This is a genomic window from Nonomuraea sp. B208 (genome assembly GCF_057536035.1).
The window spans coordinates 497,936-511,070 of the sequence record NZ_BAAJOU010000027.1 but is presented as its reverse complement, the minus strand read 5'-3'; the positions used below and the strand labels follow the sequence as shown (position 1 = coordinate 511,070).

The window sequence follows — 13,135 nt, the reverse complement described above, 5'->3', positions numbered from 1 at the left end:
GCCGCGTACCCGGCCCGGCCCGTCAGCCGGCGCGCGGCGCCATGCCGTCGGCTTCGGCCGTGGGGATCTCGCCGGTGAAGTGACGCAGCTGCGGGCTGAGCGCCGCCACGGCGGCGGCCAGGCCGAGCAGCCCGCCCAGGACGACGAGCGACGCCGCGCCGCCCAGTGCCGCGGCCAGCGTCCCGCCGAGGACCGGCCCGAGGGGCTTGAGCGCCATCCCGCTCATGCTCAGGACCGCGCCCATCCGGCCGAGCATCGCCTCCGGCACCATGCGGGCGATCACCACGTTCAGCACCACGTTCAGCGAGGGCGTCGACAAGGTGATGAACACCAGCGGGACCATCGGCCACCACTTCCCCCACGGCAGCGCCGTGGCCGCCACCGCCGCGCCGAAGACCGCCACGACGGCCGACACCAGCCTGCCGGGCGGCAGGAGCCTGCTGATGCGGCCCGACAGCAGCGCACCTGCCAGTCCGCCGATGCCGAGACCGGCCAGGACCGTGCCGGTGACGCGCGCGTCGCCGCCGCGTTCGCCGACGAGCACGATCAGCGGGATGAGGAACGCGCCGCCCAGCAGGTTGAGTACCATCACCGCCGCGGCGGCCTCCCGCAGGCCGTGCCGGCGCCACAGCCACGCGACGGCCTCGGCCGCCTCCCTGCCCATGCCCCGCCGCTCCTCGCCGTCGTCCCGCTCCGAGGTTCGCGGCTCGTCCGCCGGGCGGCGCGGCACCTTCGCCAGGGCGTAGAAGAGCGTGGCGGCGAGGAAGGTGACGGTGTCGACGAGGAAGGGCACCGCCCGTCCCAGGCCGTACAACAATCCGCCGAGCGGCGGGCCGATCAGCCCGGCCGCGTGGGTGCGGGCCTCCTCCTGCGCGTACGCGGTGTGCAGCTGGCCCGGGGGGACGATGCCGCGGATCGCCGTGTCCTGGAGGGGACCGACGAACGCGGCGCACAGCCCGTCCAGCACCGCCAGCGTGACGAACTGCCAGACCTGTACGTGACCGGTGATGACGAGCGCCGTCAGCAGCGCGGAGACGACCGCCTGGAGACCCTGCGCCGTGATAAGCGTGCGGCGGCGGTCCCACCGGTCCACCCAGACGCCGGCCGGGATCTGGACCGCGAGGGAGGCGACGGTGCGGGCCCCGGCGACGACGCCCGCCAGGCCGGGCGAGCCGGTGAGCGCCAGCACCAACAGCGGCATGGCGAGCCTGGTGAGCTCCGACCCCAGCTCGGAGACCGCGCTGCCGACCCACAGCAGTTGAAAACGCGCGTTCTTGCGCAGGGGGACGATGTCGGTCACGAAGCGGCTTTCCTGGAGGACGCGGGACGGCGAGGGCCACCGGCCGGGACATCGTACAGCTGCCTGACGGCGAAACTCTCCGGGCCGAGATCAGCGGCGGGTGAGCTCTTCCCGGTAGCCGGGGATGTCCTCGACCCGGTGGTAGACGGGCAGGCCGCGCTCGGTGGCGATGCGGACGTCCTGGTCGGCGCCGGTGGACTCGCCGGGCAGCCGCAGGACCGCGTCGCAGTGCCGCAGCAGCCGCTCCGCCGTGGGGTACATGATCTGCTCGGCCACGGGGTCGGCGGGGCCGGTGCCGCCCGCGCCGCGCAGCACGGGCAGGGCCACCCACTCCCCGATCATCGGGACGTGCCCGCTGCGGAAGACGGGCCACGCCGCCTCCTCCAGCCGGGCCAGGTTGCGGGCCATCAGTTCGGGGTCGTCGCCCGTACCTGAACGGTAGGGGCCGGCAATCAGAATCATCACGGTTCGGGACTATAGTACGAACGAGTCGGAATGAACAAGGTGAAACATGCACACATGTGTGCATGTTGTTGCACGTTCTCCGCTTGCGTGGCCCCGCGACCCCTGACCCCCGACGCTGATCCTTGAGACGGCGCTGGACATCCTCGACCAGGAAGGCGGTGCCGGGCTGTCGATGCGCGCCATCGCGGCCCGCCTCGACGTCAAGGCGGCTTCGCTCTACTACCACGTACGCAACAAGGACGCCCTGCTCCAGGCCCTCGTCGACCAAATCGCCGGCGAGCTGCTTTCCGGCGCCGACCTGACCGCCCCCTGGCGGGAGTTGCTCACCGCGATGGCCGTGCGCCTGCGCGGCGTCCTGCGTGCGCATCCCGGCGCCGCCGCCGTGGTCGCCACGAAGAACGTCTCGCCGGAGGTCGCACAGCAGATCGCCGACCGCCTCGGGCCGCCCCTGGCCGCCAGCCTCAACACCACGACGGACCGGGCGCTGCTGCTGGCCCAGTCCCTCTTCGTCCTCGTCGCCGGGCTGGCACTGGCCGAGTTCGGCGACGTGCCCAACGAGCCCGCCGCCCCCCGCGCGTTCTACGACGCGTGGTTCGACCTCGCCGTCGGCACCTTCCTCGACGGCATCGACGCTGCCTAGGAGACCGCGATGTTCGCTGCCGCACTCACGCTTCTGCTGCTGGCCGTCGGCTACTTCGTGCTGACGACGCTGGTCGACCTCGCCCCGCTCAACAACGTCACCGCGGCCACCCGCCGCGAGAAGACCGTCGAGGTCTCGGTCAACGCGCCCGTCATGACGCTGCCGGCCGTCCTCGTGCTGGTCGCGGCCGCGTCGCACACCTCCGTCCCCGCGTACGCCGCCGCCGGCCTCGAAACGCTCATCCTGCTCGGCGGACTGGCCCTGTGGTGGCTGCCCTACCTGGCCGGCGTCACCGTCCCGTGGGCGACCGCCGGCACCGGCGAGACCTGGGCCCAGCTGCACGCCCGCACGTACGCCAAGACGATCATCGTGCTGCCCCGGATCGGCGATCGGCCCCGGCCCAACCTCGAACACATGATCCTGCACTCGCTCATCCTCGCGGCCGCCGTGATCACGACGGCGTACGCGGTGAGCCTGTGACGTAGGCCACTTTCCGTCGGGATCGAGAACCCTGTGGGGAGGTGCGGGAGACAGCAGGGTGACCGACCGACCTTAAGGAGGGCCGTTGACCGTTGAGACGGCCGAGATCGACGACGCCGAGCTGATCAGGCGCTCCGCGAGCGATCCGGAGCAGTTCGCCGCGCTGTTCGACCGGTACGCGCGGCAGATCCACCTCTACGCCGCGCGGCGGATCGGCACGCAGGCCGCCGACGACATCGTGGCCGAGACGTTCCTGGCCGCGTTCCGGCGGCGTGGATCGTACGACCTGTCGTTCCCGCTGGCGCGTCCCTGGCTGTACGGCATCGCCACCACCCTCATCGCCCGGCACCGGCGCCAGGAGGAGCGGATGCTGCGGGCGCTGAGCCGTACCGGCGTGGACCCGCTGCCGGAGCCGATGGCCGACGTCGTGCTCAGCAGGGTCGCCGCGCGGGACAAGGAACGCGAGCTGGCGGGGGCGCTGGCGTCGCTGTCGCGCGGTGACCGCGACGTGTTGCTGCTGGTGGCGTGGGAGGGCCTCAGCTACGAGGAGGTCGCCCAGGCGCTGGGCATTCCGTCGGGGACCGTGCGGTCGAGGCTCCACCGGGCCAAGAAGAAGGCGCGTGCCGCGCTGGGAGACGAGGAGCTGTGATGAGCACGATCAAGGACTTCAGGCGCGACACCCCGCCGATGACCGCGCAGGCGGAGAACGCCGCCCGGGCGCGGCTGCTGGCGGCGGCTCGCGGTCCCGAGCCCCGCCGCGAGCCGCGGCCGGTCAGGCGGCTCGGCTGGCAGGCCGCGGTCGCGGGCGCGCTGGCCGTGGCGATCGGCACCGGTGTGGTGGTGGCACGCGACCAGCCGCGCGTGGTCCCGGTGGCGAACGTGCGGGAGCTGGGCGAACGGGCCGCGCAGGCCGCCTACGACGACCGCGGGCAGGTGCCGGGCCCCGGCCAGTGGCTGTACATCAGGGAGCGCCAGGCGCCGCAGTCCGAGGACGGCGGCTACGGCGTGGACGTCTCCCGCCGCGTCGTCTGGGAGCAGTGGACCAGCGTGGACGGCAAGCAGGTGGCCGCCATGGTCGACGGGAAGCTGCTCGTGCAGGGCAACCATCCGGGGCTCGGCGCCGCCGATCTGGCCCGGCAGCCGGTCACCCCGGAGGGCGTGCTCGCCAAGATCCGCCAGCGCCTGGAGGACATGCACATGGTCTGGGGGGGTTCGGAGCCGCCGCCCAGCATGGACGAGCAGCTCTTCCAGGCCGTGTACCAGCTCATGGGAACCCAGGCGCTGCCGCCGGAGGTGCGGGCGGCGCTGTTCCGCGGCCTGGCCACGATCCCCGGCGTGAGCTTCACCGAGAACGTCGTGGACGCCGACGGCAGACGGGGGGTCGCGTTCAGCCACACCGGCGCGCGGGCCCGCTACGACCTGATCCTCGACCCCGTCGACTTCCGCTTCCTCGGCACGTACGGCGTCCAGACCACGAAGTACGACCACCCCTCGTCGTCCGTCATCGAGGCGGGCACGCCCCTCACGCTGACGGCCCGGCTGGACGCCAAGGTGGTGGACGGCCCCGGCCAGCGGTGACCCTTCCGCCGTTGCGGAGTTCGCCGCCGGCGGGCTAATGTCTGCGATGCAGACAGGTCTGTGATGCCGACAACATGGGGGTCTCACGATGGAGCACTCGTACGACGCGGCCGACCGCCTGCTCGGCGAGGTCAGAGTCCTGCGGGGCCGCGCTCGCGCCGACCGGCACGCCTTCGGCTACCCCCTGGTGCTCTTCGGCGGCCTCACCATGTTCCTGGCGGTTCTCCAGACGATCGACGGCGCGCTCCGTTTCCCGCCGGGAGGAGACCTCTCCCACCTCCTCCCGAGGGAGTTCGTGGACATGGTGTGGGTGTCCGGGCTGATCGCCGGGACAGGGCTGACCGTGTGGCACTACCACCGCCACGGCTACCGGACGGGCATCCAGACGGCGGTACGCCGGCCGGGCGTGCTGGGCGGCCTCGCCGCGGCCGTCCCCCTGCTGTCGCTCCTGCTTCCCTTCGACGGCGCCCCCTTCTACCTGCTGGTCATCGGCCTCGGCCTGATCGCCCTGGCCTGCATAGAGCACAGCGGTCACCTGTGGGTCGTCGTCGGGCTCTACGCGGCGGCGGTCGTCCCGGTCGTGGCGAGCGGCGGCGTCCACCTGTACGAGCGGCTGCTCGAACGGTCCGGACTGGACGGCCTCCTCGGCGCGCGCGAGATCGCTCTGCTGCTCCCGGCCGCCGTGCTCCTCGTGGCCGGCCTGCGCGCCCTGCGGAAGGCCCGTCCGTGACCCACCCCACCGGACGCCTGAGCGACGTCGTCCACCAGCGTCACCGGCTCGGCATCCTCGCCATCGCCGACGAGGCGGCCAGGGTGGAGTTCACCTACCTCCATGACGTGCTCGAACTGACCAGGGGAAACCTCAACCGGCACCTCGCCGTCCTGGAGGAGGCCGGCCTGATAGTGCTGGAGAAGGGGTACGACGGGCGGCGCCCCAAGACCTGGGTCGTCATCACCGGCGAAGGCAGGGCCGCGCTGTCGGCCGAACTCACCGCACTGGAGGAGCTCATCCGCCGCCACGGCCGGGAGCGTGGCGCGGCCCCGCCACCGGTTCACCCGAGCACCGGGTAGTTCGCGCGGAACACGTGGTGCGGGTCGCGGGCCGCCTGCTCGAAGCCGTCGTCGCCACGCAGGAGCACGCGCCCCTTGAGTACAGCGCGTACATCGTTGATCGTCATGGTCGCCTTCCTTCCGAGTTCAGGCGGACCGCAGGGCGGGAGCGGCCGTGCGGGTCTCGCGCAGCACCAGCAGGCCGTTGACCGCCATCAGCGTCGCGGTCAGGGCGTGGACGCCGAGCGCGGTGGCCACGGAGCCGTGGTGGGCCAGCACGGTGGTCATGTCGCCGTACGCGGCGAAGGACTCCACCAGCAGCACCCAACCCAGCGCCCGGCGGTGGCCCGTCACCAGCAGGACGCCCAGGACCAGGGCCAGGACGACGTCCCGGACCCCCTTGACGACCAGGAAGCCGCCGCCGTCGCCGGACGGCCAGCTCGGCAGGCCGAACCCCGGCGCCACCGTCTCCGGGCTCAGGATGTACTCCGTCCCGAACCAGAGGATGAAGAGGATGAAGGCGGCGGTCAGGACGGTGTTGATCTTCTTCAGTGACATCGTTCTTCTCCTGTGAGGTCGGATCAGGCGGTGTGGTGTTCAGGCTGCTCCCGGGTGTTTGGAGGGGACTTGGAGCCGGTTTGGAGCTGTCCCCGTACGATGTGCGGATCATGGTTTTCATCCGGGTGCTGGGCTCGTTCGCGGCCGAGGTGGACGGCGCGACCGTTCACCTCGGCGGGCCGCGGCAGCGGGCCGTGCTGGCGATGCTGGTGGCGGCGCGCGGGCAGGTCGTGCCGGTCGACCGGATGATCGAGGACCTGTGGCGCGGCGAGCCGCCCGGGCGGGCGCTGATGTCCCTGCAGGCGTACGTGTCCAACCTGCGCCGGCTGCTGGAGCCCGGACGCCCGCCGCGCACGTCGGCCCGGCTGCTGGTGAGCGCGTCGCCCGGCTACGCGCTGCGGCTGCCGCCCGAGGCGGTGGACGCGTGGCGGTTCGAGCACCTGCTCGACGAGGCCCGGGCGGTCACCGACCCGCGTGCCGCCCGGTCCCTGCTCGCCGAGGCGTTGGGGCTGTGGCAGGGGCCGGCGTTCGCCGAGGTCGCCGACGAGCCGTGGGCCGCCGCCGAGACGGCCCGGCTGAACGAGCTGCGCCTGGTCGCCACCGAGCTGCACGTCGCGGCGGGTCTGCGGATCGGCGACGCCGCCGCGGTGGTCCCTGAGGCCGAGCGGCTCACCCGCGACGGGCCGCTGCGCGAGGAGGGCTGGCGGCTGCACGCCCTGGCCCTGTGGAGCAGCGGACGCCAGGCGGACGCGCTGGCGACACTCCGCCGCGCCCGCGCCGTCTTCGCCGAGGAGCTCGGGCTCGACCCCGGCCCGGAGCTGGCGGCGCTGGAGGAGGCGATCCTCACCCAGCGCATGGACGTCCTGCGCGCGACCGTGCCCTCGCCCCCGCCCCCGCCCCCGCCCCCGCCGCTCCCGCCACCGCCGGCCCGGATCGCCGAGGCGCCGTTCGTCGGACGTGAGGAGCCGTTCGTCGGACGCGAGGCGGAGCTGTCCGCGCTGGTCACGGCCGCCACCGAGGCCGCCGCCGACGGCGCCCGCATCGCCCTGGTCACCGGCGAGGCCGGGCTCGGCAAGTCGACGCTGCTGGAACACCTGGGCAGGCGGCTCGAACGTGACGGCTGGCTGGTCGCCGTCGGCCACTGCCCCGAGGTCGACGGCGCGCCGCCCGCGTGGGCGTGGACCGAGGCGCTGAGCGCCGTCGCCGCCGCCTCGCCACCGGGTGCGTTCGCCGGCGACCTCGCGCCGCTGCTCACCGACACCGAGCCGGTGCACGCCGACGCCGCCGCGGGACGCTTCCGCCTGCGCCAGGCCGTGTGGAGATGGCTCGCGGCGGTCGCCGCGCGGCGCCCGGTCGCCGTCGTGCTGGACGACCTGCACTGGGCCGACGCCGCCACGCTGGAGCTGCTCGGCGGCGGCCTCGGCCTGCGGGCCCCGATCCTGGTCGTCGCCGCGTACCGGGCGGACGAGAGCGGGCACCTCACCGAGACGCTGGCCTCCCTCGCCCGCGCCACGCCGCTGCGCCTGGCCCTGACGGGGCTGGACGACGCGGCCGTGGCGCAGCTCGTACGGGCCGAGTGCGAGGCCGACGAGGAGACCGTCGCGGGGATCGCCGAGCGCACCGGCGGCAACCCGTTCTACGTGCGCGAGAGCGCCCGGCTGCTGAACGGCGAAGGCGCGCTGGTCGCGCTCTCCGAGGTCCCGGAAGGCGTACGTGACGTCCTGCGCCGCCGGCTCGCGCGCCTGCCCGAAGGAGGCGTGTCCATCCTCCGGCTGGCCGCGGTCGCCGGCCGGGAGAGCTCGGTGGACGTCCTCGTGAAAGCCGCCGGCACCGACGAGGACGGCGTGATGGACGCGCTCGACGCGGGCGTCATCGCCGGGCTGCTGAACGAGCCCGCCCCCGGACGCGTCCGCTTCGTCCACGCCCTCGTCAGGGACACGCTCATCGCCGACCTCAGCCGCCTGCGCGCCGCCCGCATGCACGCCAGGATTGCCGCCGCACTCGAAGGCGGCGACGACGTCGCGGCGCTGGCCCACCACTACGCGCGCGCCGGCTCGCCGAAGGCCGTCGGCTACTGCGTCCAGGCCGCCGAGCTCGCCGAGGCCCGCTACGCCCACGACGTGGCGGCCGCCCTCCTCACCGACGCCGTCGCCAACGCGACAGGACCGGACGAACGCGTCGAGCTGCTCGGCAGGCTGCTGCGCGCGCAGATCCGGGCGGGAGCCGTCGCGGCCGCCCGCGAGACCCGCCGTGAGGCGGTGGAGTACGCCGAGTCCCTGGGCCGCGACGACCTGATGATCGCCGCGTTCACCGCGTGGACGGAGCCGACCCCCTGGCAGGCCCGCATGTACGGCACGGTGGACCGGCCCGTCGTCGACCGCCTGAGCCGCCTGCTGAAGCGCGACCTGACCCCTGCGGTGCGGTGCCGGCTCCTGATCGCGTGCGTGGACGAACTGGCCGGCGAGGACGACCCGGCCGTTCTGGACGCGGCGCGGGAGGCGCTCGACCTCGCCACCGGACCCCGGCTGCGGGCCGCGGCGCTCCAGAGCCTGGCCCGGGTCCACGGCGACGCCGAGCTCTGCCGCGAGCTCGTGGCCATCGGCGCCGAGCACGACCTGCCCGTCTACCGCGTCACCGGGCTGATCAACCTCGCCGCCGTCGCCGCCGCGGCCAACGACCCGGTGACCATGCGCCAGGCGGCCACCGAGGCCCTGGAGCTCGCGCGCGCCTACCGGATGCCGGGGGCGATCCCCGTCGCCGAGATCACGCTGGCGACCCTGGCGCTCGTCGAAGGCCGCTTCGCTGACGCCGAGCGCCTCTACGCCCAGGCCGACGAGGGCATGCGGCGCGCCGGCTCGGTGCACGCCACGGGCTTCCTCCCCCTCGCCCTGGCCACGATCTGGCTGAACGACGGCACGCTCGGCGCGCACCTGGACGACGTACGCGCCCTGCACGCCACGCTCGGCGACGCCATGACCTCCGACCTGCTCGCACTCGCCCTCCACGCGGGCGGCATGGAGGCCGAAGCCCGCGAGGTCCGCGCCTCAGCCGGCCCGATCCGGCCCGACTTCTTCTTCACCTTCCTCACGACGGTGCGCGCGATGGCCGTCGTCGCCCTGGACGACCGCGACGCCGCCGAGGAGGTCTACGCGGCGCTGCTCCCGCACCGCGACGGCCCCCCGGCGGGCGCCGCGAACCTGGCGGTGGCGCTGCGCCCGGTCGCCCACACCCTGGGCGAGCTGGCCCTCCTCCTGGGCCGCGCCGAGGCCACGGCCCACTTCGTCGAGGCCGCCGCGATCGCCGACCGGTGGAACGCCCCCCACTGGGCCGCCGAGGCCCGCTCGCGGACGACCGTCTAGCCTCTGCCCGCGACGGGGGTGAAGAAGTTGACGAGGTTCCCGTCGGGGTCGCGGAACAGCAACGACCGGTTGCCCCACGGCATCGTCGTGGGCTCGTTGACGAATTCCGCCACGAAGCCGGTCAGGTTCCGGTGGACGCTGTCCACGTCGTCGACCAGGAACTCGATGATCACGCTGTGATTGTCGGCCGGGCGGGCGGAGCCGGGCGCGAACAGCGGAACCGTACGCGTGCCGGCGATCGCGAGGGTGGCCGAGGCGGTCGTGAGCTCGGCGAAGTCCTCGGTGGCCCAGCTCGCCCGCACCCCGGTGGCGCGCTCGTAGAAGCCGACGAGCCGGGCCACGTCGCCGGTGATGATGCGGATCGAGACGAAGTTCATGAGGTCCTCTCAGGGTGGGTCGATGCTGCTGAGCCGACGCTACGGGCAATACTGGACAGAAACCGCCCGGTATTCGTATGACATCGAGGAACATGTCCCGACCCACTGCCCGTGTGCTCGCCCTGCTGGAGCTTCTGCAGGCGGGAGGCGTACGGACCGTCGCGGAGCTCGCCGACCGGCTCGGGGTCGACGAGCGCACCGTGCGGCGCTACGCCGCCCACCTCGTCGACCTCGACGTGCCCGTCGAGTCCGTACGCGGCCGCTACGGCGGCTACCGGCTGGCCCCCGGCTACCGCATGCCGCCGCTCATGCTGACCGACGACGAAGCGCTGGCCGTGCTGCTCGGGCTGGTCGCGGGCCGGCGGGCCGGCCTGATGACGGCCATGGGCGCGGCGGGCGAGACGGCCGCGGCGAAGATACGGCGGGTGCTGCCGGCGCCGCTGGCCCGCAGACTCGACGCCGTGCTCGGCTCCCTCGCCTTCACGACTCCGCCCGGCGAGCAGCCGGCCGCCCCTGAGAGCGGGGTCCTGCTCGCGATCGCCGACGCGATCAGCCATCACCGGCCGATCTCGATCAGGTACGTCGCGGCCGACGGCAGGCGCAGCGAACGCACGCTGCACCCGTACGGGCTCGTGACCCATGCGGGCAGGTGGTACGTGACGGGCGCGGATCCGGCTATCGGTGAGGACCGGACGTTCAGGCTGGATCGCATCACCGGCGCGAAGACCCTGCCGGGCGTGTTCGAGCCACCCGCCGGGCTCGACCCGGCGCGACGCGTGCTCACCGGACTCGCCACCGCCCCCTACCGGTACGAGGTGACCCTGCTGGTCCAGGGGACGGCCGAGCAGATCCACACCTGGCTGCCGCCCGGCATCGCGATCGTGGGAGAGCCGGACGCCGGCGGTTGGTCCCGCGTCGAGCTGCGGGCGGAACGGCTCGACTGGCTGCCCGGCGTCCTCGCGTCGCTGGACCTGCCGTTCGCCGTCGAGCGGCCGGACGCGCTGCGCGACCTCATCGCCGAGCACGCCGACCGGCTCCTGCGATCGGCCCTCCGTATTTATACGCACTGCGAGGGTGATTAGTACGCGGAACGACGCTGCGCGGCTTCGTACATTGTCCAGGGTCCGGACAACGACAACCGAAAGGAGGAAGCATGCCAAGAAACGCGTTGCGCGCCTTAGCCGCACTCATCGCGGCCGGAGCATTTCTGACCGGCCTCACCGCCCCGGCTTCGGCGAGCACGAGAAGCACGTCCACGAGCCGCGTTCTCTACATCACATGCAGCACCAGGAGAACAGCAAATGGTGCTGGGCCGCGACGGGCGTCACCATCGCCGGTTATCACGGCGCCTGGCTGTCCCAGAACCAGTTCTGCAACCTGGCGAACGACTACCCCGTCAACGATGTCTGCCCCAACGCCGCCGGCAGCGCCGCCCTGGTCAAGCACGCCCTGGACCGGCTCGGCTTCTACCGGTCAGGTGACGATCTGCACAACCCGATCAGCTACGCCGCGGTGAAGACGCAGATCGACGTGGAACGCCCGTTCTACGCCGGAATTCGCTGGGCCGCCGGCGGCGGGCACGCCCTGGTGGTCTACGGATATGACGACGCGGACGGCGGCCAGATCATGTTCGGCAATCCGGGGCAGAATCCGCCGCGTTACCGCATAAAGCCGTACAGCTATTTCGTCAGTAACGACACCTACACCTGGACCAGAACGCTCGACAACATCGTGAGGACGAAACAGCCGTGATGAAGAAAGCGATTGCGGCGGCGGTCACCGCCGTCGCCGGCCTGGTCTTTCTGACCGGCGGGACCGCGGCGGCCGATTCCGGTCACCTGACCGGCACTCCCTCGGCCGCCGACCTGCAGCACGCGCACACGGCCGCGGCCACGCCGGAACTCCTCGCCCGCCTGGCCGTCCTGAAGTTCCCGGACAGCCGGTCGGAGACCCAGGGCCAGGCGTCCATCGGGGAGAAGGCCATCCCGGTCTACGCGATCACCCCCGAGTTCGCCCGCGGCGAGGCGGGCGCCCCGGTCGGCCGGCTCTCCTACGTGGCGATCCCCGCCCGGGCCGGAGACGGCACCCCGGCGACCGTCGCCATGACGAACGACGGCGGCTGGCGGCTGTCGGAGATCGCCTCCGGCACGCCGGAGGAGCAGGTCGCGGCCCAGCTGGGCGCCGACGCCTCACTGCTCTACGAGCCGCAGATCGACGGCTGGTACGAGCTCCGCGGCGACCAGGTCCGGCTGCTCGACGCCTCGGCCGCCGCCGAGACCGCGCCCAGGGTCTACAGCCTGGCCGACTACCAGGCCCTGCTCGTCAGCCGGTACGCCGACAAGCAGGCCGGCTCCGACTACGACCGGCAGGGCCTGGCCGGCGGGTACGGGCCCGAGCGCCCGCACGGCCTCGCCCCGATGGGGATGGCGGCCGTGGCCGTGGCGCTGGCCGGAGCCTCGCTCGCCGGGGCCCGCCTCCTGCGCCGGGCACGCCCGGCCTGATCGAAGGTGTACGCCGTGAACCCTCATGGTTCACGGCGTACACCGTGAGGACCCCCAACCCGGATCGCGGCCACCGCGCAAGTCGTCCTGGTGACCGAGGGCGCCGCAGCCGTGACCGTGCGGCGGATGACGGGATTCCGTCCCTGCTCAGCGGGGCAAGGACACGGTGACGCCGTCGCGAGGGACATCGTGCTCTTCGCCGCACCGACGAAGGGGCACGAGCCGTGGACCACCTGGGCCGGACGACCTGGATCATCGCCGAGGGCTACATCCCGCCGGAGAGCACCGGCGAGGGCAGGGCCTTCACCAGCCACGAGACCGCCTGCCTGCTCAACACCGGGCCGGCGCCGGCCAACGTCGAGATCACCCTGTTCTTCCCCGACCGGGACCCCGTGGGCCCCTACCGCGTGGTCGTGCCGCCCCGGCGGACGCTGCACCAGCGCTTCAACGACCTGCGGGAGCCCGAGCCCGTCCCGGTGGGCAGCGACTACGCCAGCGTGATCGTGAGCGACGTGCCCATCGTGGTGCAGCACACCCGCCTCGACTCCCGCCAGCCCGCCCTGGCCCTGCTGTCGACCATCGCCTTCCCCGCCGGAACCGCAGCCTCCGTCACCTGAACCGCGCCGTCCCCCTGTCCGCCTCGCCCTTCAACGCGGGACGGGAGCCGGCGGAGCACACGGCGCGGACCCACGTGATGGGGATCGTCATGGCGACGACTATGTCGGCGGACACCGACAATCGTCCCGGCCTCGAACGCTGGAGGATGCTTGATCACGGTTTGGTGTCGCGCGACCGAATGATCTTGACGTGGGAGCACCCGTGAGACG

The 13,135-nt window shown here is 73.0% G+C and carries 16 protein-coding genes; 11 read left to right on the top strand and 5 right to left on the bottom strand.

All coding sequences use genetic code 11. The annotated features are described in order from the left end of the window. Nucleotides 1–22 precede the first annotated feature (22 nt). Nucleotides 23–1,300: an MFS transporter gene (locus AC27IY_RS34015; protein ID WP_487180467.1), complete on the bottom strand. Its 1,278-nt coding sequence runs from the start codon at nt 1,298–1,300 to the stop codon at nt 23–25. Between the two features lie 90 nt (nt 1,301–1,390). Continuing rightward, nucleotides 1,391–1,765, bottom strand: coding sequence for a hypothetical protein (locus tag AC27IY_RS34010; RefSeq protein WP_364447383.1), 375 nt, complete (start codon nt 1,763–1,765; stop codon nt 1,391–1,393). A gap of 115 nt (nt 1,766–1,880) precedes the next feature. Between AC27IY_RS34010 and AC27IY_RS34005 the strand changes: the two genes are divergently transcribed. From AC27IY_RS34005 to AC27IY_RS33980, 6 genes are all read left to right on the top strand, one after another. Beyond that, nucleotides 1,881–2,405 carry a TetR/AcrR family transcriptional regulator gene (locus AC27IY_RS34005; protein WP_487180786.1) on the top strand — a complete coding sequence of 175 codons (525 nt, stop codon included), beginning with the start codon at nt 1,881–1,883 and terminating at the stop codon, nt 2,403–2,405. 9 nt (nt 2,406–2,414) lie between these two features. Next, nucleotides 2,415–2,885: a hypothetical protein gene (locus AC27IY_RS34000; RefSeq protein WP_487180466.1), complete on the top strand. Its 471-nt coding sequence runs from the start codon at nt 2,415–2,417 to the stop codon at nt 2,883–2,885. An 85-nt stretch (nt 2,886–2,970) separates the two neighbouring features. Beyond that, nucleotides 2,971–3,534, top strand: a complete 564-nt coding sequence (locus tag AC27IY_RS33995; protein ID WP_364447353.1) for an RNA polymerase sigma factor — start codon at nt 2,971–2,973, stop codon at nt 3,532–3,534. After that, nucleotides 3,534–4,463, top strand: coding sequence for a CU044_5270 family protein (locus AC27IY_RS33990; protein ID WP_487180465.1), 930 nt, complete (start codon nt 3,534–3,536; stop codon nt 4,461–4,463). The genes AC27IY_RS33995 and AC27IY_RS33990 overlap by 1 nt, the downstream gene beginning before the upstream one ends. An 88-nt stretch (nt 4,464–4,551) precedes the next feature. Further along, a complete protein-coding gene (locus tag AC27IY_RS33985; protein WP_487180464.1) occupies nt 4,552–5,193 on the top strand; it encodes a hypothetical protein in 642 nt (213 codons plus the stop codon). Then, complete coding sequence (locus tag AC27IY_RS33980) at nt 5,190–5,534, top strand: transcriptional regulator (protein WP_423449429.1); 345 nt, start codon at nt 5,190–5,192, stop codon at nt 5,532–5,534. Before AC27IY_RS33985 ends, AC27IY_RS33980 begins: the two co-directional genes overlap by 4 nt. Here the strand turns inward: AC27IY_RS33980 and AC27IY_RS33975 are convergent. Next, nucleotides 5,516–5,641, bottom strand: coding sequence for a hypothetical protein (locus tag AC27IY_RS33975; protein WP_487180463.1), 126 nt, complete (start codon nt 5,639–5,641; stop codon nt 5,516–5,518). The genes AC27IY_RS33980 and AC27IY_RS33975 overlap by 19 nt on opposite strands. 19 nt (nt 5,642–5,660) lie before the next feature. Then, nucleotides 5,661–6,071, bottom strand: a complete 411-nt coding sequence (locus AC27IY_RS33970; protein ID WP_487180462.1) for a DUF4267 domain-containing protein — start codon at nt 6,069–6,071, stop codon at nt 5,661–5,663. 110 nt (nt 6,072–6,181) lie between these two features. On the opposite strand from AC27IY_RS33970, the gene AC27IY_RS33965 reads away from it, so the two are divergent. Further along, the gene (locus tag AC27IY_RS33965) at nt 6,182–9,430 is read left to right on the top strand and encodes an ATP-binding protein (RefSeq protein WP_487180461.1); all 3,249 of its coding nucleotides are present in this window, start codon (nt 6,182–6,184) and stop codon (nt 9,428–9,430) included. Here the strand turns inward: AC27IY_RS33965 and AC27IY_RS33960 are convergent. Next, nucleotides 9,427–9,807 (bottom strand): VOC family protein, encoded by a 381-nt coding sequence (locus AC27IY_RS33960; RefSeq protein ID WP_487180460.1) that lies wholly within the window; start codon nt 9,805–9,807, stop codon nt 9,427–9,429. The two genes, AC27IY_RS33965 and AC27IY_RS33960, sit on opposite strands and share 4 nt — an antisense overlap. A 92-nt stretch (nt 9,808–9,899) precedes the next feature. On the opposite strand from AC27IY_RS33960, the gene AC27IY_RS33955 reads away from it, so the two are divergent. The 4 genes from AC27IY_RS33955 (at nt 9,900) to AC27IY_RS33940 (ending at nt 12,925) form a co-directional block, all read left to right on the top strand. Then, nucleotides 9,900–10,889: a helix-turn-helix transcriptional regulator gene (locus AC27IY_RS33955; protein WP_487180459.1), complete on the top strand. Its 990-nt coding sequence runs from the start codon at nt 9,900–9,902 to the stop codon at nt 10,887–10,889. Nucleotides 10,890–11,085: 196 nt separating this feature from the next. After that, nucleotides 11,086–11,559, top strand: a complete 474-nt coding sequence (locus tag AC27IY_RS33950; protein ID WP_344207389.1) for a papain-like cysteine protease family protein — start codon at nt 11,086–11,088, stop codon at nt 11,557–11,559. Beyond that, nucleotides 11,559–12,308, top strand: a complete 750-nt coding sequence (locus AC27IY_RS33945) for a hypothetical protein (RefSeq protein ID WP_487180458.1) — start codon at nt 11,559–11,561, stop codon at nt 12,306–12,308. The genes AC27IY_RS33950 and AC27IY_RS33945 overlap by 1 nt, the downstream gene beginning before the upstream one ends. 224 nt (nt 12,309–12,532) lie before the next feature. Further along, entirely contained in the window at nt 12,533–12,925 is a 393-nt protein-coding gene (locus tag AC27IY_RS33940; protein ID WP_487180457.1) for a sensory rhodopsin transducer, read from the top strand. Nucleotides 12,926–13,135 lie beyond the last annotated feature (210 nt).

Bases quoted from the DNA above. Each gene is read 5' to 3' on its own strand.
- AC27IY_RS34000 (WP_487180466.1), top strand. From the start codon at position 2,415: ATGTTCGCTGCCGCACTCACGCTTCTGCTGCTGGCCGTCGGCTACTTC.
- AC27IY_RS33990 (WP_487180465.1), top strand. From the start codon at position 3,534: ATGAGCACGATCAAGGACTTCAGGCGCGACACCCCGCCGATGACCGCG.
- AC27IY_RS33985 (WP_487180464.1), top strand. From the start codon at position 4,552: ATGGAGCACTCGTACGACGCGGCCGACCGCCTGCTCGGCGAGGTCAGA.
- AC27IY_RS33975 (WP_487180463.1), bottom strand. From the start codon at position 5,641: ATGACGATCAACGATGTACGCGCTGTACTCAAGGGGCGCGTGCTCCTG.
- AC27IY_RS33970 (WP_487180462.1), bottom strand. From the start codon at position 6,071: ATGTCACTGAAGAAGATCAACACCGTCCTGACCGCCGCCTTCATCCTC.
- AC27IY_RS33965 (WP_487180461.1), top strand. From the start codon at position 6,182: ATGGTTTTCATCCGGGTGCTGGGCTCGTTCGCGGCCGAGGTGGACGGC.
- AC27IY_RS33960 (WP_487180460.1), bottom strand. From the start codon at position 9,807: ATGAACTTCGTCTCGATCCGCATCATCACCGGCGACGTGGCCCGGCTC.
- AC27IY_RS33955 (WP_487180459.1), top strand. From the start codon at position 9,900: ATGTCCCGACCCACTGCCCGTGTGCTCGCCCTGCTGGAGCTTCTGCAG.
- AC27IY_RS33950 (WP_344207389.1), top strand. From the start codon at position 11,086: ATGCAGCACCAGGAGAACAGCAAATGGTGCTGGGCCGCGACGGGCGTC.
- AC27IY_RS33945 (WP_487180458.1), top strand. From the start codon at position 11,559: ATGAAGAAAGCGATTGCGGCGGCGGTCACCGCCGTCGCCGGCCTGGTC.